This window comes from Candidatus Poriferisodalis sp. (assembly GCF_965204195.1).
Classification (GTDB): Bacteria; Actinomycetota; Acidimicrobiia; order Acidimicrobiales; family Poriferisodalaceae; genus Poriferisodalis.
In genome coordinates this window covers 2,277,930-2,297,587 of the sequence record NZ_OZ241975.1, presented here as the reverse complement: position 1 = coordinate 2,297,587, position 19,658 = coordinate 2,277,930, and the positions used below count along the sequence as shown (strand labels likewise).

Here is a 19,658-nt window from a genome sequence, read left to right as displayed (position 1 = left end):
TTGCGCAGGGGCGCTGGGTCAGTCAGCCGATGGGAAGCGGATCGGGAGGTGGCGGGGGCCGCGTACTTGGCCGCCTGCCCACGTCACCTCGTCTGGTTCGCTTACCTCGAAATCCGGGATGCGCTTGAACCAGGTGCGCAGCGCGATGTCCATCTCGAGTCGGGCCAGGTTCGAGCCGGCGCACCGGTGAATGCCAGCACCGAATGCGATGTGCCGGTTGTGGGGCCGGTCCAGGATCACCTCGTCGGGACGGTCGAAGATCTCCGGGTCGCGGTTCGCTGCAGGGAAGTTCATGAGCACCTTGCTTCCGTGCGGAATCGTGACCCCGCCGTAGGACACGTCTTGGGCTGCCCGGCGACCCATCGTCACCGGCGAGTAGAAGCGCAGCAGCTCCTCGATCGCCGTCGGCCACAGCTCGGGCTCGGCCACCATGCGCTCACGATCGGCGGGGTGGGTGCCGAAATGCCACAGGGCCGAGCCGATCGAGCTCCACGTGGTGTCGATGCCAGCGATGAGCTGCAGGTTGAGCATGCCCACCACCCTCATGGGATCGACCGGCTCGCCGTTGTCGTCGGTGCCGGCCAGCAACGCGGAGACGAAGCCGTCATCGGGGTTGGCCAGCTTCTCCTCCACGACTTCCTGGAAGTAATCGCGGATCACTCTGCGGTACTTGAGGCGGAGTTGTACGTCTGCCAGGCCCAGTTCCAAGATGCACTGCACCCAGTAGGTGAAATCGTCCACTCGGCTCTCGTCGACGTCCATCAGGTGCGCAATGACCCGGGGCGGGATCTGCTGGGCGTACTGCCCGGCGGCGTCGGCGGTGCCTGCGTCGATGAAGTCGTCGATGAGGCGGTTCGCGAGGTCGAGCGTGTACTGGCGGTGAGCCTGCACGGCCTTTTGCGTGAAGTGCGGCAGCAGCAGGCGTCGGGTCCAGCCGTGAACGGGCGGGTCCTCAGAGATGGGGGCGGCGTTGGCGCCGTACCTCTCGAACACCGGGTCCAGCATCAATTCTTCGATGATCTCCGGAGGGGGTGTGGTCACCAGCGGGTCCGCGCTGGACAGCTCGGGCACCATCTTGGCGAGCGCCTGCACGTCCTGGTAGCGGGTCGGCAGGAACGAGCCGCCCCAGCGCTCCGTGTGTGCGACCGGGCAGCGTTCCCGCAGCTCGTCCCACACGGGCGCCGGGTCGCGTACGTATCCGGCGTCGAAGATGTCGTAGTCGGTGCCCCAGTCCTCGACGGGTGCCGTGTCGGTCATCGATGGTTCCCTCGGGTCGTGACCGGCCGGTCGAACGGGCCGATCAGGTGGCAGCCAGCCGGAGTGCGGCGAGCGGGCTGATGGGCTCAGCGTAGGACCTGCGTTGACGCTTCAAGCGCTCCGTTGCCGTCTCGCTGCTGGCACTTGGACTCAGGGTTAGTCTCCGTCCATGGCAGGCAAGGTCATCCGTTCAGAAGCGCTCATCGAGGCGCATCCAGTCCCCGAGCTGATCCGTTCCGGGGCGTTCGCGCCGGCGGTGAGGGCTGGTCCGTCGGTCTATGTCTCGGGCTGCATCGCCAACGATCTCACCAAGGACATGGGCGGTCAGACCGAGGAGATCTTCGAGTACATCCAGCTAGCGCTCGCTGAAGAGGGCTTTGAGATGTCCGATGTCGTCAAGCTGCAGGCGTTCATCACCGATGTCGACCAGTACGGCTCCTACAGCGCCGCCCGCAAGAAGTACTTCCCGGGCGAGCCGCCGGCGAGCACGACGGTCATCGCCGGCATCATCATCCCGGGGGCGCTCATCGAGATCGAGGCAGTCGCCTACAAGGAGTAGCGGCCGCCGATTGTGGTTAGCTGAACCATCAGGAGCGGCTGCCCCGTGTGTCGTGTGCGTCGCTGGGAGGAAATGACGTGCGTGTCGATGCGGTAAAACCGGGCGACTACAACCGCATCCGGGTAGAACCGCTCACGGGTTCGATCGGTGCGGAGATCGCCAACGTCGACCTTCGAGAGCTCGACGACGAGCTCATTGCAGAGCTGCAGGACGCCTGGTTGGCCCACAAGGTGCTGTTCTTCCGGGACCAGCAGTTGACCCAGGCCGAGCACGTGGCCTACGGGCGGGCGCTCGGCGAGTTGGAGATCCACCCGTTCGCGCCGCATGTCGAAGGACACCCCGAGATCTTGGTGCTCGAGTCCACGGCGGAGAGCTTCTATGCCGCCGAAACCTGGCACTCCGATGTGACGTTTCGCGAGTGCCCGCCGCTCGGCTCAGTGCTGCTGGGCCGCATCGTCCCGCCGTATGGCGGAGATACCTGCTTCGCGAACATGGAGCTGGCCTACGAGCGCCTGCCCGACGATCTCAAGGAACAGATCGACGGCAGCTTTGCGATCCACTCCTATGTCAAGGCGTTCGGGCGTGGCATGAGCGACCGCAAACGTGCCGAAGCCGCTGAGCGATTCCCGGATCAGAAGCACCCGGTCGTGCGAACGCACCCGGTCACCGGGCGCAAGAGCCTGTACATCAACCGGATCTTCACGCTCACGATCGACGGGATGACCCCCGGTGAGAGCCGCTCGCTGCGCCAGCGCCTCTACGACGAGGCGGCGACGCCCGAGTATCAGTGCCGGTTCCGGTGGCGGCCCGGCTCGATCGCGCAATGGGACAACCGGTGCACCCAGCACTACGCCGTGCCCGACCACGGCGGCATGCGCCGGCGCATGGAGCGGGTGACGCTCATCGGCGATCGCCCGGTCTGATCGGCGCTGTCTAATTCTTGGCGCGTCGCAGGATGTGCTCGACGATCTCGGGACCGTGGGTGAATTGCAGGAAGTGACCGGCGTCTGCCAGCACGTCGATCGGCGCATTCATCTGGCCGGCCCAGGTGCGGCCCCAATCCTCGTCGAAGCCCTCGTCTTGGGCGCCCCAGATGAAGTGGGCGGCCTTGTCCCAGCCCAGCAGCACCCGGTAATGCAGGGCCTGCCCGGCACCGTTGCCGCTGTCGTAGTTCCCGACGGGGATGGACAGCGGGAACCACCGGGCGCCGTTGAAGCCCTCTTCGGGCAGGCCCCGGAACGGCGCCGAGAACCCCGCATACCGCAGAGCTGCTTCGCCCTCGAGTTCGGGTTCGACTCTCGCTTTGATCGCAGGCACCACATCGCGTGAGCGCACCATGCGTCCAGCCAGCAGCGGTACGAGGCCGATGCTCGGCTGCGGGTGCGCATAGCGGCCACCCGGCTTCCAGGCGTCGATCCACTGCAGGAAGCTCTCGTCGTAGTCGAACTCCGGATGGTGGAGCCACGTGTTCATGATGACGAGGCGGCTGAAGCGGTCGGGCATCATCGCTGCTTGGGCGAGGCCGATCGGGCCGCCCCAGTCCTGGCAGACCACCGAGATGTCTGTCAGGTCCAGGCCGCTGACGAGCGAGCTCAGCACCTCGGTATGGCGGGCGATCGAGTACCAGTTCGGATCGGTGGGCTTGTCGCTGCGGCCGAAGCCGAGATGGTCGGGGGCGATGCATCGGTAGCCGGCGTCGACGAGTCCGGGGATCATCGTGCGGTACAGGTATGCCCAGGTCGGCATGCCGTGCAGCAGCAGCATGACCGGCCCGTCGGCGGGACCTTCGTCGACGTAGTGGACACGCAGGTCTTTCCACTGGTGGTAGCGGGGCTCGTAGTCCCAGTCGGTCAGCGCGTCGAAGTGGGCGTCGTCGGTGCGAACGAAGTCGGTCACGGGTGGTCTCCGGCTGTGTCGGGGCCAGCGCAGGGCACCGGCATCGGATTCGGCGTGCAGTTCAGCGCAGATCGAGCGACATGCGCTGTTCCATCGGCACGCCGTGGCTGTGGGGGATGGGCGCGACGGTTTGGGCCAGCACTTCGAACCCGAATGCCTCGTAGAACTTGACGGCGGGATTGTCCGACAGCACGTCGAGATGGACGACCCGGTATCCCTCGTCGGCAGCTCGATCGATGGCGTCCTTCATGAGCGCTGCGCCGATGCCCTGGCCGTGCAGTTCGGGCCGCACCGAGAGCGCGTGGACGTAGTAGGCGCTTGCGGGTATGACCACGTTGAGATAACCGGCGAGGTAGGTGCGCCGTCCCAGCTCGGCAAGCTCGTCATGGGTGACGACGCCGTCCTCGATGATTGGCGACCACAGCGGGCGCAGTGTCTTCTTGCGGTGCTCGAATTCCGGGCCTGCGAAGCCGATCTCGATGCCCAGCAGGTCGTCGCCGTCGAGAGCGACGGTGGTCTCGTCGTAGCCAAAGAGGGTGCCTTCAGCGAGCCATGAGTCGCCGACCAGGCGGTTGAAGACGGCCCGCGAGCCGAATTGGTAGTCGTAGGTCGAGGGACCGGTCGCGTGAGCCAGCTCAACAACTTCGGCGGTGAACTGTGCCGCCCGCTCCCGATCCACGGTGACGAGTTCCATCGATGCCCCCAGGACTGTGCATCTCCGCCGATGCCTCGACACTGGACGCTAGCCCTGCGGCAAAGCCCGGCCCGAGGGAGCGCCGCAGTCTCGCTGATTTGCGGGTCGCGGGGTAGTTTCTGGGCAGACGGCCCGATGGGCGGGCCCGGATGCCGAGACGTGCTGCCATGAGCAAGACCGCCGTTCGTTCGTTGCAGAGGACTCCGGCCTCGGCGGGGCTGGAGCCGATTCTTGAGGCGATGCGGGAGGACGGCGGGGTCATCGTCGAGGGGATGTTCGGCGCCGACACCATCGCCCAGATGCGTGCTGCTGCGGACGAATTCGCCCATGGCATCGAGCCGGGCGGTGCTACTCAGGGCCTCGGCGATGACGGGAAGCGCTTCGTTGGCGCCAACACGATCCGCTTCTCGAGCCTGGCCCGGCTGACTCCGGCATTCTTCGACGTCCTCGACAACGAGCTGTACGCGCAAATCGCCGATGCCGTGCTGCTGCCGATCTGCGGTTCGTACTGGCTGAACACGGCGCAGGTGATGTACATCGGTCCGGGCGAAACGGCGCAGATGCTGCACCGCGACGCAAACAACTGGTGGGCATTTGTCAAGGCCACCTGGCCCGATTCGCCCGAGGTGACCGTCAGCGCCATGATCGGCTTGGAAGAGGTCACCGAGGAGTTGGGTGCGACCCGGGTGGTGCCGGGCAGCCACCGCCAGAACGAGCTGGCTCGCTACGAAGAGCGTGAATCGGTGCCGGCCGAGCTCGGGCCTGGCGACGCGCTGGTCTACTCGGGGTACGTGCTGCACGGGGGTGGCGCCAACCAGACAGCCGACCAGTGGCGCCGGGCCTTCCACGTCAGCTTCGTCGCCGGCTGGCTGACGCCCGAAGAGGCAAGCCCGATGGATTTCAGCCTGGGAGAGCTCGCTGGCCAGAGCGAGCGAGTACAACGTCTGCTCGGCCACAGCTCCTACGACCCCCGCCCGTATAACGGAGGCGGGCTGTGGCTGCGCCATGCCCGCGAGATGCAGGACGTGATCGCCTCGAACGGCGACGCTGGTTGAGACCGCTTCACTCGACACAACCCGGATTGATCGGCAGTCGCGGCGGTAGCGTTCGCGCCCGGCGCTTCGGCGCAGCTCACCCGACAGGCAGGAGCCCCTAATGGACTTTCTGAAGATGAACGAACCCGTGATCAAGGAGTTCCGAGAGAACGAGGGCAATTGCAGCGGCTGGCTCAAGGGTGCGCCGATGATCCTCGTGACGATGACCGGGGCCAAGACCGGCCGCGAGCTGTGCTCGCCGCTCGTGTACTCGACCGCCGGCGACGACATCGTGATCATCGCCTCCAAGGGCGGCGCCCCGACCAACCCGAACTGGTACTACAACCTGGTCGCGAACCCGACGGTCACTGTCGAAGTGGGCACTGACACGTGGAAGGCCACGGCGCACCTCACCGAGGGTGACGAGCGCAAGCGGCTGTTTGACGCCCAGGCGGCGCTGATGCCGCAGTTCGCCGACTACGAGAAGAGCGCCACCGAACACGGCCGCGAGATCCCCGTCTTCCGCCTCGTCCGCAACTGATCCACGATTGCGGCAGGGCCATCGGCCCCGATGTCTGAGGATGGTGCAGCGCGTTTTGTTGTCTGAAGGCGCGCCGTCGCGCATGCTGTGGCGGTGACGAGGTCGCCGTTGAGGTACGTGGCGAAGGCACTGTCGACCGAGGGCGTACCCCCGAGCGAGCTCGGCATGTCCATGGTGCCGCACCCGCTGATGTACCAGGAATTGGCGCACGATCCCGAGTACCAGATCTACAACGGGCGACTGACACCGGTGCGTTTCGCCGACGTGTCGGCAACCGAGATGTACTGGAAGGTGCGCCGGGAAGTGATCTTGCGGCACACCGGCGAGCTGCCCATCGAGCTGGTCGGGCCTGATGCCGAGCGGCTGGCGAATCGGATCTTCCCGAGGGATATATCGAAGGTGCGCGTAGGTAGGTGCAGCTACCAATTCGCCTGCTACGACGACGGCGGCATCATCAATGACGGCGTGTTGCTGCGACTGGCCCCCGACCGGTTCTGGATGGCCCAAGCCAACGGCGACCTATACGGCTGGTATCGGGCCCACGCTGCTGACCTCGATGTGGAGGTGCGTGACCCTGACGTGTGGGTCAGCCAGGTGCAGGGGCCTCGCTCGCTGGATGTGCTCGCTGCGGTCGTGGACGGTGAGCCGCCCGAGCCGTTCCGCTATTTCGATATTGCCGAAGTGTCGATTGCTGGCCAGCCGCTCGTGATCACCCGCTCGGGGTTCACGAACGAACTCGGATGGGAGTTCTACCTCGGCCCCGAGATTGACAGCGAGGCGGTAGGGGATCGCATTCTCGAGGTGGGCCAGCGGTTCGGCATGATCATCACCTCGGCCCAAGTGTTCCGAGCCCGCCGGATCGAAGCCGGATTGCTCAATGCCGGGGCTGATTTCGACCGCACGGTGACCCCGTTCGAGGCGGGTCTCGGCCGTTTCGTCGACCTCGACAAGGAGGACTTCATTGGCAAGGAGGCGCTGGAGCGGGCCGATCAGCGCTGCCGCACCTGGGGGATGCGCACCGAAGGCGGCATAGCCCAGCTCGGCCGCACCCTCAGCCGCGATGGCGTCGCCCTCGGCCAAGTGACTTCCACCGCATGGTCGCCCTACCAGCAGTGCGGCGTTGCCATCGCTCGCATGGAGGACCCCACCAACGGACCAGGCACCCTGCTCGACGTTGAGTCTTTCGAGGGCCGGAAGCTGCGCGGCGAACTCTGCACGCTCCCGATGTACGACCCCGACCGCCTCATCCCCAGGGGCCACCTAGTCGACATCCCCAACCGCCGTTGACGGCAAGTTACCGGACACCCTGAGGAGCAGACAGCTATGTGGCGGTCGTTGATTCGGGATGTTCCGGGGTTTCCTCGGGCGGGGGTGGTGTTCAAGGACATCACGCCTTTGCTGGGGGATCCGGACGGCTTGGCGGCGTGCGTGACTGAGCTGGTGGAGCCGTTTGAGGACCAGGGTGTTGAGCTTGTGGCTGCACCGGAGGCCCGGGGCTTCGTTATCGGCGGGATAGCGGCGGACCGGCTGGATGCCGGGTTTGTGCCGCTGCGCAAGCCGGGGAAGCTGCCACGGCCGACGCTGGGTGCCGACTACGAACTGGAGTACGGCGCAGAGCGCCTGGAAGTGCACACCGATGCGATTGCGGCTGGGGCACGCGTACTGATCGTGGACGACGTGCTGGCCACCGGCGGGACTGCCGCAGCGTCGGCTCAGCTCGTCATGCACGGCGGGGGTGAGCTTGTCGGTTTCTCGTTCATCGTCGAGCTCGCTTTCCTCGACGGCCGTCGCCAGCTGGGCGATGCATGCATTGAGTCAGCGCTCGTCGTCGAGTAGTTGAAGGGATCACCCAGAGATTCCTTTGCGAGCAGGCGCGGGGTAATCGCTCACGCGCTTACGGTGAGCGTCGGCACGATGGCCAGATCACGAAGCGAGGGATTCCATGACGACGCCGACTCCGAAGGTCATGAGCGCTGAAGCCCAGAACCTCGTACGCAGGCCGAACTTCGCACACCTCGCAACCATCCGGGCCAATGGATCGCCCAAACTCGACCCGGTCTGGATCGAGCTCGTCGACCCTTCCACGGTGATCATCGCCACGGGCGGGGACTCGCTCAAGACGCAGAACGTGTTGCGTGATCCCCGGGTTGCCATCTCCATCGTCGACATCGACAACCCCTATGAGGAGCTGCAGATGCGTGGCACCTGCGTGGTGGAGCCTGATGCCGACATGGCCGCTCTGGACGCGCTGAGCCACAAGTACACGGGCAAACCGTTCCCGGAACGTGGCGATTCCGGCGTCGTGCTGCGCATCACCGTCACCCAGTACCTGTACCAAGATCTGCCGTTTGAGCACACGCCGGCCTAGGCGGCCCTAGCCGCTGCCGTGGCACCTAGCTCTCCACTATGGCGTCATCCCCACAGGTGCAACTGGGTGCCTGCATGTCACGGCTGGTTGGCGGCCCCTGGAGTGGGGGTGTCGACCGTCGCGAACCCGCCGGTGACATCGGGCACACGGGCATAGCTCTGGCCCGCGCCGGACTGGCCATCGTCCCAGTCGACGCTGGCAACGAGCGTGCCGTCCAGCAGCCAGATGCCCAGTTCCTCGTCGCTCCCGAGCGCGAAGCCGGGCCAACCGTCCTTGTCGAGGCTGAACTGCATGTATGCGCCCGGCTGAATGACGGTGCCGGCCGGGAAGGGCACTCGCTTGCCGACATCGGTGAGATCGTCAGCCATCTCGAAGCCATCGAGCGCTATCGGCACTCGCGACGCGTTGTGCAGCTCGAACCAGTCGAGCGGGTCGCCCTTGGCGGCCACCTCATTGATGACCAGTCCGACATCAAGCGGGGTCTCCGAGCTGTCGGCGCCCTGTGCACTTGGGTCGGCGTCGCCGGATGTCGGTGGGGACCATCCGTAGGCCCCCGAGAAGGCGCCGGCGATCACCGCGCCGGCAGTCGTCCCGCCGCTTGACAGTTCCAGCGCACCCTCGGTGAAGGGCGAGAAGCTCTCCGGCGACGACGCGCCCGGCGGGATCGACCAGATTCCTCCGGCGATGGCGTCCACGCCGATGACCAGCGTTCTGCCCGCCGCGATTTCGCGGGGGTCGACGACCAGCGACATTCCGTTGACCGAGCCGTCGGGACCAAGCCCAGCGACGATGATGGAAGCGGGCACGTCGACGCTCGGAAGCAGGACACGCTCCTCGGGATTGGCGTGACCGGCGAAGACCCCGATGCGTTCGATCGATTCAGGGGTGCCGTTCAGCAGCAGGCTGTGGACCGTTCCCTGCCCGAGCGGGTTGGGACTCGAGCTGCTTCCCCAGGTCGTCTCGAAGGTGATTTCGAGGGTTCCTGAACCCGCGGCGGATGGCGCGGAAACCTCGGGCTCGGGCCATTCGGGTGGCTCTGGCGAGAGGTCCGCCAGGATCTCGTCTCGACGCTTGCCGATGAACGTCCGCACTCGCTCGGTGTCGGCTTCGGCCGCCCTGGCCTCGGCGGGGAGGGCATGTTGCTGCACGATGGCAGCCATCGCGTCGACCGCAGCCAGCAGCTCGCTTTCGTCCCAGGCGTCGTCCAGGATCTGCTTCAGTCGGGCAACGTATTTCGCCCGCCAGTCAGGGTGGTTGTACAGGCGGTTGGGAATCGCAGTGAGCGCCAGCACTGACGGCGGCGGGTCGGAGATGTTGTCGAAGGGATTGGGGTCGTCGGAGAGGTGGAACGTGCCGTCGGTACCCCACGGCAGGAACACGAACCGGTCGCCGGGCACCCGGTAGAACCAGTAGTTGTTCCGGTCGCCGGCGTAGCCGTCCCAGTGACCCACCAGCACTTCCGCCGCCCAGAACGAGAGGAACCGGTCGAGGTCTACGATCGACTCCAGCGCCGTCAATCCGGCGTCGGAAGGGTCGCTCAAGGCGGCGACCACGGCGTCGATGTCGGACCAGTCGTCGGCATCCTCGTTGGTCTTCTTCTCGAACGTGCCGCGGAACTCCAGCGTGAAGTCGCTGACCGTGCCTTCGTACAGGTTGCCGTCGGCGTTCCCGAAATGGTGCGACAGGAACGGGGCCTTGAACTCCTCCACGTGCACGTACAGCCCCAGATCGGTGCCGTTCACTGACACGGTCGCGAAGTTGCAGCGCGGTGCGGGGCTGCCGGCCGCAGCGAACATCCGGTACGACATGCAGGTGTTGATCATCGAGGGGTCCTGGACGCTGTTGTTCAGCGTCATCCGGTTCATGTCTCCCGGAAGGGACTGGCCGTCGACGTACTTGTCGAACCGGAGCTTCAGGGACGGCTTGGTGGAACTCTGCGAGCCGACGAAACCCTTCTTGCGCACGCCCACGTCGGCGTGCGTCTGGCCGTCGACGGTCACCGTGGCGCTGAACCAGGTGTAGATGCTGGCGAAGGGCCGCGAGAGACCGTATTCCTCGATTTCTGCGAACACGTCCCCGAGCGTGCGGGTCTGGTGGCGCAACGTGTCCCAGTCCTCGACATCGATCTCGATGCTGATGTCGAGCACGCGATCGAGGGCGAAATAGGCGTCGCGCGGATCGGTTTCGACGCCATCTTGGGGCGTCGAGTCGGGAGCCGTGGCAGCGGGGGCTGCGTCGCCAGCGAGAGTCGTGGCCGCTGTCGTCGTGGTTGCCGCTGTTGGGGCGGATGGGGCCGTGTTGGCCGTGGGCGCTGCGGCCGGGAGAGCGCCGTCGTCGCCGGCATCGGTGCAGCCGGCTGCAACGAGTGCCAAGGCGACCAGTGCGACGGCGAAGCGGCGCTGGCGGCGAGGTTGTCGCATGCAGCCTGCCTTCGCGTGCGGGTAGGACGTGAGCGGACCATACAGCGAGGCCCCGTCCGCAACGCTTACGAGATATTGTCAGAAAAACTGGCAAAAGAATGCTAGGGTGCCCGCCGATCCGCCGAGGCTTGGCTGGATATACAGGGCCGTCAGGGGAGTGTCATGGACATCGTGCTGACCGGAACCGGCTCTCCGCTGCCTGACGCCAACCGGGCTGGACCGTCCACGCTTGTCAAGGCCGGCGACACCCACATCCTCATCGACGCCGGCCGAGGCGTCGTGATGCGCATGGCGGGCGCCGGCTCGCTGCCCGTCTTTCTCAGCGCCGTGCTGATCACCCACCTGCACAGCGACCACGTGTGCGCGCTGAACGACGTGATCACGACCCACTGGGTCCTGGGTCAGGGCAACGCCACGCTGCAGGTGTACGGACCGCCGGGCACAGCACAGTTCGTCGAACGGCAGCTCGGCGCGCTCGAAGCCGACATCGGCTACCGCATCGCCCACCACGACGTGCTCGTCAACGAACCGCAGGTCTCGGTGACTGAACTTGAGCCGGGCGCGACGTTCGAGATCAACGATGTGAGCATCAGCACAGCGGCAACCGTGCATGCGCCCGTGCGGCCCACGCTCGGCTACCGCCTCTCCCACGACGGCGCGGTCGCCGCGATCGTCGGAGACACCATCCCCTGCGACGGCGTCGACCAACTCGCCGCCGGTGCCGATGCCTACGTGCAGACCGTCATCCGCAAGGACCTCATCGGGCTGAGCCCCAACCCGATGGCGCAGGACATCCTCGACTACCACTCCGATGTCGTCGAAGCGGCACAGACCGCGGCCAGGGTCGGCGTGAAGCGGCTGGTGCTGACGCACATGGTTCCCGCGCCCACCCCCGAGCAGTACCCCGAGTGGGTCGATCTGGCAGCGGCACACTTCGACGGCGAGGTCGTCATCGGCGACGACCTCACCACTGTCACGCTGTGAGGCAGCGCAGTCGCGCCAACTGGTTTCCGGCATCGTCCCAGGAGCTTCGATGACACATCCGATACAGCCGACGCCGTTCGAAGGCCGCATCGGCCGCACGCTCGCCGAATCCGAACCGCACTTCACCTCCCGGCCGCACCCCGGACCCGATGCGCCCAACGTCGTCATCGTGCTGCTCGACGACACGGGATTCGCCCAATTCGGCTGCTTCGGCTCCGACATCGACACCCCCCATGTCGACGCGCTCGCAGCCGCCGGGCTGCAGTTCACCAACTTCCATGTCACCCCGCTGTGCTCGCCGACGCGGGCGTCGCTGCTGACCGGCCGGTCCCAGCACGCCGTGGGCATGCGCTCGGTGTCGAACCACCGCACCGGCTTCCCGCACCAGCTCGGCCACATCACCAACCACGCCGCGACCGTGGCCGAGGTGCTCGGCGCACAGGGATACGCCACGTTCTGCTGCGGCAAGTGGCATCTGGCGCCGACCGAGGACATCTCGGCCGCCGGGCCGTTCGACCAGTGGCCGCTGGCACGAGGGTTCGACCGCTTCTACGGCTTCCTCGAAGGCGAGACAGACCAGTTCCACCCTGAGCTGGTGGTGGACAACCACCACATCGACCCGCCTGCGGGGCCCGACGACGGCTACCACCTCAGCGAGGACCTCGTGGATCAGCTCCTGCGCATGATCAACGACAGCACGGGCGTGCGACCGGACCGGCCGTTCTTCGCCTACCTGCCCTTCGGGGCAACCCACGCGCCGCATCAGGCACCGCAGGCCTACCTCGACAAGTACCGGGGACGGTTCGACGACGGCTGGGACGCAGTCCGCCAGCGCTGGTACGAGCGACAGCTCGCGCTGGGGATCATCCCCGAAGGCACCCAGCTGGCGCCCCGCAATCCCGGAGTGAAACCCTGGGACGAACTGCCCGACAGCCATCGCCGCTTCGCCTGCCGCCTGCAGGAAGCCTTCGCCGCCTTCCTCGACCACACCGACGAGCAGATCGGGCGCCTTGTCGACGGGCTGCGCCAGATGGGCCAGCTCGACAACACGATCTTGATGGTGCTGGCCGACAACGGGGCCTCCCAAGAGGGCGGGCCGTTCGGCGTCATGCACGAGATGAAGTACTTCAACGGCATCGTCGACGACCCCGATGACGTGATGGACAGGCTCGACGACATCGGCGGGCCCAACTCGCACACCAACTACCCGTGGGGATGGGCCCAGTGCGGCAACAGCCCCTTCAAGTGGTACAAGCAGAACACCCACGAGGGAGGGGTGCATGTGCCGCTGGTGGTGCACTGGCCGGCCGGCATCGCCGCTGACCAGCAGGGCACCCGTCGGGATCAGTTCGTGAACGTGTCTGATCTCGTTCCCACGATCTACGAGCTCCTGGGCATCACGCCACCCGAGGTCTTCGGTGGTTACGCACAGCTTCCGGTGACCGGCAGCTCCTTCGCCTCGGTGCTCGCCGACGCAGACGCACCGGCCACGAACACGCTCCAGTACTTCGAGCAATCCGGATCCCGAGCGCTCGTGGCCGAGCAGGACGGTGTCACCTGGAAGGCGGTGGCGCGCCACATCAGGGGCGATTCCTTCGACGACGACCGCTGGGAGCTGTACGAGCTGTCATCGGACCAATCCGAGTGCAACGATCTCGCCGAAACCGAACCCGGCAAGCTGGAGGAGCTGATCGGGCTGTGGTGGGCCGAGGCTGAGCGCAACGGCGTGCTGCCGCTCGACGAACGGATGATCGAACTCTTCGTCGCCCGCCTTGACGATCACTCGCCGCACCCGACGAGTCGGCGATACCGCTACCGCCCGCCGTTGTCGCCGATCCCCTCGGCAGCTTCAGCGTCACCGTCAGGTCGATCGTGGGAACTCACTGCGCACGTGAGCCGCGGCGCCGACGATGCGGGCGTGCTGTGGGCGACCGGCAACGCCAACTCGGGCATGTCGGTGTTCGTGCAGAGCGGCCGTCTCGTCGTGGACTACAACTCGTTCGGCGAGCACACCGTCGTCGAGTCCGCCATCGAGGTGCCCGCCGGGGAATGCATCTTGACGGCACGGCTCCGCCGCACGAGCCGCACCGAAGGCGTCATCGAACTGGCGATCGACGGCGAGCCCTGCGGGAGCGCGGAGCTGCCCTACATGATGCGCATCATCTCCTCGATCGGCTCCAGTGTCGGTTTCGACCACGGGCAAGCCGTGTCGCCGCGCTACGAGGCCCCATTCGCTTTCAGCGGGGCTCTGCACGCCGTCGAGATCGACCGGAGCGGTGCGTCTCAGGCCGATGCCGAGACGGCTGCACGTACCGAGATGGCACGCCAATAGGGGAGCACCGATGACCCTCACCGCCGATTCGATCCCTGTTGCGTACACGCCGGCAGGCGGCTGGACGCAGTGGCCGCCGCCGGTGCTGGCCGGCTGCACGCAGCCGCTGTGCGACGGCGCGCCCGACATGCGGGGCTTCTGGCAGACCGTGGAGGTGTACGTGGACGGCACTGCGCAGCCCGGCCATCCTGCCATCGGACATGTGCAGCGCATCGAGCAGGCCGCCGACCGGGTGGTGGTGACCGGTGCGGGCATCATCCACGACATGCGTTGTGACGGCACGCTGCGTAACGGCGTGCATGACGTCGCCGAATTCGACAAGTCGACCGAGATCCACGTCGTCGCCAGCTTCGAGGACGGCGTGCACGTGCTGCGGCCGCACGGTCTCAATGTGGGCACCGGCCCGATCGAGGTTCGCCGCTGGCGTGACGGCGAGCACCTGATGTGGGACTACATCGGTTTCACCGCCCGCCTGCGCTGGCTTGCAGCGCCCGACGCCGACCCAGAACTCGTCTTGGCCCAAATCGAAACACAGGAGCAAACACCATGAAGACCCTTCGCACGCCCGACGAGCGCTTTGCCGATCTGGCGGGATACGACTTCGAGCCTCACTACATCGAGATTCCCGACGGCGTGGGCGGCTCGCTGCGAGTCCACTACCTCGACGAGGGACCGCCCGACGCCGACCCGGTGCTGCTGCTGCACGGCGAGCCGTCGTGGGCGTACCTGTACCGCCACATGATCCGGCCCATCGCCGATGCCGGGCACCGCGTGATCGTGCCCGACCAGGTCGGCTTCGGGCGCAGCGACAAGCCCACAGAGCAGTCCGACTACACCTACGCCCGCCACGTTGCGTGGATGTCGAGCCTCGTGTTCGACGTGCTCGATCTGAGCAGCATCACTTTCTTCGGCCAGGACTGGGGCGGCCTGATCGGCCTGCGGCTCGTGACCGCGCAGCCCGACCGGTTCGCCCGGGTGGCTGTCGCCAACACCGGTCTGCCCACCGGGGACCGTTCGCCCAGCGATGCCTTCATGAACTGGCAGACGTTCGCCCGGGAGTCGCCCGTCTTCCCGATCGGCGACATCGTGAACGGCGGCTGCCTCACCGAATTCGCTCCCGAGGTCATCGCCGCGTACGACGCGCCCTATCCCGACGATTCCTACAAGGCAGGGGCACGCGCATGGCCATCACTCGTCTGCACTTCGCCCGACGATCCTGAGGCGCAGCCGAACCGCGAGGCCTGGGGGGTGCTGCAGCAGTTCGACAAGCCGTTCCTGTGTTGCTTCAGCGACCAGGACCCGGTGACTGCCGGGGCAGACAAGCCATTCCGCAAGCTCGTGCCCGGTGCGCAAGGCCAAGCGCACGTCACGATTGAGGGCGCTGCGCACTTCCTGCAGGAAGACAAGGGGCCCGAGCTGGCCCAGGTGTTGATCGACTTCATCGACGCCAACTGAGCGCACCTCCACCTGCGCCGCCGCTACCACGGGCCAACTACGGTCGCCGCATGATCGCGGGTTACTGCTGGCCGCACAGCGGCGTGGCGGGGGACACCATCGACCTGATGATCAGCGGCGATGGTGGATCCTGCCGCGTCGAGGTGCTGCGGATAGGCGCCGCCGAACAGCTTGTCGAGACCCGGGACCTGGCGGTCAGCGAGCAGTCGGTGCCCGACGGCTGCGCCGCCGAGGGCTGCGGCTGGACTCCCTCGCTCTCGCTCGGCATCGACCCGGCGTGGCTGCCCGGCTTCTATCTCGTGCGCCTGCACGGCACCGACGGCGAGGTGGCCGAGGCGTTCTTCGTGGTGCGGGCCGCCGAGCCGGGCGAGACGCTGCTGGTGCTGTCCACCTCGACATGGGCTGCCTACAACGACTGGGGCGGGCCCAGCTTCTACACCGGCGGGCACGAGTCGTCGCAGCACCGGCCGCTGCCACGGGGATTTCTGGACAAGCCCGACCCCCACCGCTACCGGGTCGCCCGCTTCGGCCAGCTGCCGCGCCCCGAGGTCGACGAGTACTTCGACAACTACTCCTACTGGTCGGCTGCGGCGGGATGGGCGAACTGGGAACGGCTCTTCGTGAGCTGGGCCGAGCGCAACGGCGTGACGCTCGACTACGCGACCAGCTTGGACCTGCACTCCCGGCCCGATCTGCTCGACGGGCGGCGGCTGTACATCAGCGTCGGCCACGACGAGTACTGGACCGAGGCCATGCGCGATCACGTCGAGGGTTGGGTGGACCGCGGCGGCGCGGCTGCGTTCTTCTCGGGCAACACGTCGTTCTGGCAGGTGCGATTCGGCGGCGACGACCGGGTGATTGGCTACAAGCTCGACTTCGACCTCGACCCGGTGATGGGCACCGATGAGCAGCACACCGTGTCCACCATGTGGAGCGACCCGCTCACGGGACGACCGGAGAACGAGATGACCGGAGTCTCGTTCACCCGGGGCGGCTACGCCCACTGCCGCCGCGCCCCGAAGGGATCCGGCGGGTACACAGTCTGGAGGCCGGGTCACTGGGCGTTCGACGGCTTGCGGCTGATCGCGGGCGACGTGGTGGGCGGCGAGCCGGTCGTGGTGGGCTACGAGTGCGACGGCTGCGAGCTCGAGCTGGTGGACGGGTTGCCCGTCGCCAAGCCCACCGGCGGCACGCCGCCCAACTTCGAGGTGCTCGGCACAGCACCGGCACACCTGTGGGAGACCGCCGAAGCGCCGCCCGGCATGCCCGACAGCTACATCGGCGAGCTCAACTGGGTGACCGAGCGTCTCGGCGGCGGCGACACGCCCGAGAACCGGGAGCGCTTCGCACACGGCGCGGCCGTGATGGGCTGGTTCGAGCGGGGTCTCGGCGAGGTGTTCACTACAGGTTGCACCGATTGGGCCTACGGCCTTGAGCATGACGATGTGGCGACGGTGACGCGCAACGTGATCGGTCGCTACATCGACCTCGCCGCCGACCGACCTGGGAGCTTGCCATGAGCGAAACCACCGAAGCCCGGCCTCAGAACACCTACAGCGAGGGCAACTTCGCTCCAGTGTCCGAAGAGGTCACGGCGTTCGATCTCGACGTGATCGGCGAGATACCCGCAGCGCTGGAAGGCCGCTACCTGCGCAACGGGCCGAACCCGATCGCGCCCACCGATCCGGCCACGAGCCACTGGTTCGTCGGCACCGGCATGGTGCACGGCGTGCGGCTGCGCGACGGCCGCGCCGAGTGGTACCGCAACCGTTGGGTGCGCGGCCAGGACGTGGTGGACGCGTTGGGCGAACCTGCCGTGCCGGGGCCCGTCGGCACGCTCGACTTCTCAGCGAATACGAGTGTCTGGGGCTTCGCCGGCACGACGTGGGCGCTGGTCGAAGCGGGCGTGGTGCCGGTGGAGATGGGATACGAGCTCGAGACAGTGTGCCGCAACGACTTCTCCGGGACGCTGAAGACCGGCTTCACGGCGCATCCGAAGCTGGATCCCCGCAGCGGCGAGCTGCACGCCGTCTGCTATGCGTGGCAGGACCTGTTCGATCACGTCGAGTACGTCGTGGTGGGCGCCGACGGCCGGGTGCGCAAGACGGTCGATGTGCCGCTGCCGGGCATGCCGATGATCCACGACATGTCGCTCACCGAGAACTACGCCGTCATCTACGACCTGCCCGTCACGCTCGACCTGGATCTCGCGCTCAGCGGCAAAGCGTCGTTCCCGTTCCGGTGGGACCCCGGCTACGGTGCCCGGGTCGGCCTGCTGCCCCGCGATGGCACAGCCGAGGAGATCATCTGGTGCGACGTCGGGCTCTGCTACGTCTTCCACCCACTGAATGCCTACGAGGACAGCGACGGCCGGGTGGTGATCGACCTGTGCCGCTACGACAGGATGTTCGACCGCGACAAGCTGGGCCCGGCCGGAGATTCCCGGCCCACGCTCGATCGCTGGACCGTCGACCCGGTGAGTCGCAGGGTCAGCGAGGAACGCGTCGACGACCGGTTCCACGAGTTTCCCCAGGTCCGCGCCGAACGGACCGCACGCAAGCACCGGTTCGGGTACACCGTTGGCGTCGGCGACGGCCTCATCCCGGGGGCCAACTTCAAGTTCGACTACGACAGCGGCACGGCCGAGTACCACGACCACGGCCCCGGCCGGGGCAGCGCCGAGGCTGTGTTCGTCCCTGATCCCGAGGGCAGCGCCGAGGACGATGGCTGGCTGATGTCCTACGTCTACGACGAGACGACCGACGCCAGCGAGCTGGTCATCCTCGATGCCCGCGACCTCGGCCGCCCTCCAGTAGCCCGGGTGCCGCTGCCGCAACGCGTGCCGTACGGATTCCACGGCAACTGGTTGCCGGATGCGGAGGCGACATGACCGACACAGCGATCATGCCTGAGACTGCGACGCCGATCGTGAAAGCCGTCGACATCGCCTACATCCGGTTTTCGGCGCCCGATCTCGACGCCATGGAGGCGTTCGTGAACGACTTCGGTCTCGTTGTCGTGCACCGAGACGACGAGGTGCTGATCTCCCGGGGCCTCGAGCCGATGCCGTTTCTCCATGTGGTGCATCGCGGACCCGCGAAGTTCATGGGCTGGGCGTTCGAAGTGGAATCTGAAGGCGACTTGGATGCACTGGCCGACGCTGTTCCCGGCTGCTCGCCGGTGCACGACATCGGCGGCGTCGAAGGCGAGCTCGGCGGCGGCAAGCGCGTCCACTTCGTCGAGCCGATCACCGGATTCGTGCTCGAAGCCGTGCACGGCCAGCAAGCCGAGCCGCTTGCACCCCGCCGCGATCGCATCACCTACAACCACGCCGGCGTCGACGACCGAGTAGGCGTCGAGCAGGACGTCAGCGGCAATCGCTACCCGATCAAGAAGGATCCCGGTCCGCCCGAGGTGTACCGGCTCGGTCACGTGGTGGCGGCCGTGCCGCCAGGAGCGCACCAGGCCTTCATGCGGCTCCTCGAAAACACCTTCGGCATGCTCGTCAGCGACGCAGCCCGGATGATCATCCCGCCGGGGGCCGAAGAGCACTTCCCGCCGCCGCTCGTGGAGCTCATCAAGTCGACGGGCTCCGATGTGATGTTCCAGTTCATGCGGATGGACCGGGGCGCGGCTGAAACCGACCACCACAGCATGTTGGTGCTGCCGCTCATGGACGGAACCCCCGAGGCGCAGTTCAGCCATGCAGCGTTCGAGGTGTTCAGCATGGACGACGTCTTCCGGGGTCATATGCACTTCCGGGAGCGGGCGGCGGAGGGCGCGCCGTATGCACTGGCGTGGGGCGTCGGACGTCACGTCTACGGCTCGCAGATCTACGACTACTGGCATGATCCCTACGGCCACGTTCACGAGCACATGTGCGACGGCGACCGGGTGGATGCCAGCTATGGGCCGAACACGATCGACATGACCGATCCGGGGCAGCTCGGCGACAATGGCGGAAACCAATGGGGCCCGACCGTGGAGGAATCCGGGGTTCACAATCTCAATGGCCCACAGTGCGACCCGAGGTTCGCGGACCGGCCTGACGAGATCCGAGCGTCGTTGCTGTCGCGGGACCTCAGCGAGCTCCAGCACGTCGTGGACGCGATCTGAGC

General features: G+C 66.7%; 18 protein-coding genes. 14 read left to right on the top strand and 4 right to left on the bottom strand.

The window, feature by feature from the left end:
* Positions 1 to 18: 18 nt before the first annotated feature.
* Complete coding sequence (locus tag ACOGI8_RS10190; RefSeq protein WP_419853695.1) at positions 19 to 1,257, bottom strand: cytochrome P450; 1,239 nt, start codon at positions 1,255 to 1,257, stop codon at positions 19 to 21.
* Between the two features lie 169 nt (positions 1,258 to 1,426).
* Here ACOGI8_RS10190 and ACOGI8_RS10185 point away from each other — a divergent pair, with 169 nt between their 5' ends.
* Positions 1,427 to 1,816: a RidA family protein gene (locus tag ACOGI8_RS10185; protein WP_419853694.1), complete on the top strand. Its 390-nt coding sequence runs from the start codon at positions 1,427 to 1,429 to the stop codon at positions 1,814 to 1,816.
* Between the two features lie 77 nt (positions 1,817 to 1,893).
* The gene (locus ACOGI8_RS10180) at positions 1,894 to 2,739 is read left to right on the top strand and encodes a TauD/TfdA dioxygenase family protein (RefSeq protein WP_419853693.1); all 846 of its coding nucleotides are present in this window, start codon (positions 1,894 to 1,896) and stop codon (positions 2,737 to 2,739) included.
* Between the two features lie 10 nt (positions 2,740 to 2,749).
* On the opposite strand, the gene ACOGI8_RS10175 is transcribed toward ACOGI8_RS10180, so the two are convergent.
* Both ACOGI8_RS10175 and ACOGI8_RS10170 read right to left on the bottom strand, forming a co-directional pair.
* The gene (locus ACOGI8_RS10175; protein WP_419853692.1) at positions 2,750 to 3,712 is read right to left on the bottom strand and encodes an alpha/beta fold hydrolase; all 963 of its coding nucleotides are present in this window, start codon (positions 3,710 to 3,712) and stop codon (positions 2,750 to 2,752) included.
* 61 nt (positions 3,713 to 3,773) lie between these two features.
* Entirely contained in the window at positions 3,774 to 4,406 is a 633-nt protein-coding gene (locus ACOGI8_RS10170) for a GNAT family N-acetyltransferase (RefSeq protein WP_419853691.1), read from the bottom strand.
* Between the two features lie 167 nt (positions 4,407 to 4,573).
* Here ACOGI8_RS10170 and ACOGI8_RS10165 point away from each other — a divergent pair, with 167 nt between their 5' ends.
* The 5 genes from ACOGI8_RS10165 (at position 4,574) to ACOGI8_RS10145 (ending at position 8,349) form a co-directional block, all read left to right on the top strand.
* A complete protein-coding gene (locus ACOGI8_RS10165; RefSeq protein ID WP_419853690.1) occupies positions 4,574 to 5,461 on the top strand; it encodes a phytanoyl-CoA dioxygenase family protein in 888 nt (295 codons plus the stop codon).
* A gap of 115 nt (positions 5,462 to 5,576) precedes the next feature.
* Complete coding sequence (locus tag ACOGI8_RS10160; protein ID WP_419853689.1) at positions 5,577 to 5,981, top strand: nitroreductase/quinone reductase family protein; 405 nt, start codon at positions 5,577 to 5,579, stop codon at positions 5,979 to 5,981.
* Between the two features lie 93 nt (positions 5,982 to 6,074).
* Positions 6,075 to 7,268: an aminomethyltransferase family protein gene (locus tag ACOGI8_RS10155; RefSeq protein WP_419853688.1), complete on the top strand. Its 1,194-nt coding sequence runs from the start codon at positions 6,075 to 6,077 to the stop codon at positions 7,266 to 7,268.
* A gap of 36 nt (positions 7,269 to 7,304) precedes the next feature.
* Positions 7,305 to 7,817, top strand: a complete 513-nt coding sequence (locus tag ACOGI8_RS10150; RefSeq protein ID WP_419853687.1) for an adenine phosphoribosyltransferase — start codon at positions 7,305 to 7,307, stop codon at positions 7,815 to 7,817.
* Between the two features lie 106 nt (positions 7,818 to 7,923).
* The gene (locus ACOGI8_RS10145) at positions 7,924 to 8,349 is read left to right on the top strand and encodes a PPOX class F420-dependent oxidoreductase (RefSeq protein ID WP_419853686.1); all 426 of its coding nucleotides are present in this window, start codon (positions 7,924 to 7,926) and stop codon (positions 8,347 to 8,349) included.
* Between the two features lie 77 nt (positions 8,350 to 8,426).
* On the opposite strand, the gene ACOGI8_RS10140 is transcribed toward ACOGI8_RS10145, so the two are convergent.
* Positions 8,427 to 10,769, bottom strand: a complete 2,343-nt coding sequence (locus ACOGI8_RS10140; RefSeq protein WP_419853685.1) for a CotH kinase family protein — start codon at positions 10,767 to 10,769, stop codon at positions 8,427 to 8,429.
* A gap of 162 nt (positions 10,770 to 10,931) precedes the next feature.
* Between ACOGI8_RS10140 and ACOGI8_RS10135 the strand changes: the two genes are divergently transcribed.
* Genes ACOGI8_RS10135 through ACOGI8_RS10105 form a run of 7 tightly spaced genes read left to right on the top strand, consistent with a single transcriptional unit; the run spans position 10,932 to position 19,656 of the window.
* Positions 10,932 to 11,753 (top strand): MBL fold metallo-hydrolase, encoded by an 822-nt coding sequence (locus ACOGI8_RS10135; protein ID WP_419853684.1) that lies wholly within the window; start codon positions 10,932 to 10,934, stop codon positions 11,751 to 11,753.
* A gap of 49 nt (positions 11,754 to 11,802) precedes the next feature.
* A complete protein-coding gene (locus ACOGI8_RS10130; protein WP_419853683.1) occupies positions 11,803 to 14,085 on the top strand; it encodes an arylsulfatase in 2,283 nt (760 codons plus the stop codon).
* Between the two features lie 10 nt (positions 14,086 to 14,095).
* Positions 14,096 to 14,635, top strand: a complete 540-nt coding sequence (locus ACOGI8_RS10125; RefSeq protein WP_419853682.1) for a hypothetical protein — start codon at positions 14,096 to 14,098, stop codon at positions 14,633 to 14,635.
* On the top strand, positions 14,632 to 15,540 hold the full coding sequence (locus tag ACOGI8_RS10120; RefSeq protein ID WP_419853681.1) for a haloalkane dehalogenase: 909 nt from the start codon (positions 14,632 to 14,634) through the stop codon (positions 15,538 to 15,540). The genes ACOGI8_RS10125 and ACOGI8_RS10120 overlap by 4 nt, the downstream gene beginning before the upstream one ends.
* 50 nt (positions 15,541 to 15,590) lie before the next feature.
* Positions 15,591 to 17,060 (top strand): N,N-dimethylformamidase beta subunit family domain-containing protein, encoded by a 1,470-nt coding sequence (locus tag ACOGI8_RS10115; protein ID WP_419853680.1) that lies wholly within the window; start codon positions 15,591 to 15,593, stop codon positions 17,058 to 17,060.
* The gene (locus tag ACOGI8_RS10110; protein ID WP_419853679.1) at positions 17,057 to 18,430 is read left to right on the top strand and encodes a carotenoid oxygenase family protein; all 1,374 of its coding nucleotides are present in this window, start codon (positions 17,057 to 17,059) and stop codon (positions 18,428 to 18,430) included. Before ACOGI8_RS10115 ends, ACOGI8_RS10110 begins: the two co-directional genes overlap by 4 nt.
* The gene (locus tag ACOGI8_RS10105) at positions 18,427 to 19,656 is read left to right on the top strand and encodes a hypothetical protein (RefSeq protein WP_419853678.1); all 1,230 of its coding nucleotides are present in this window, start codon (positions 18,427 to 18,429) and stop codon (positions 19,654 to 19,656) included. Before ACOGI8_RS10110 ends, ACOGI8_RS10105 begins: the two co-directional genes overlap by 4 nt.
* Positions 19,657 to 19,658 lie beyond the last annotated feature (2 nt).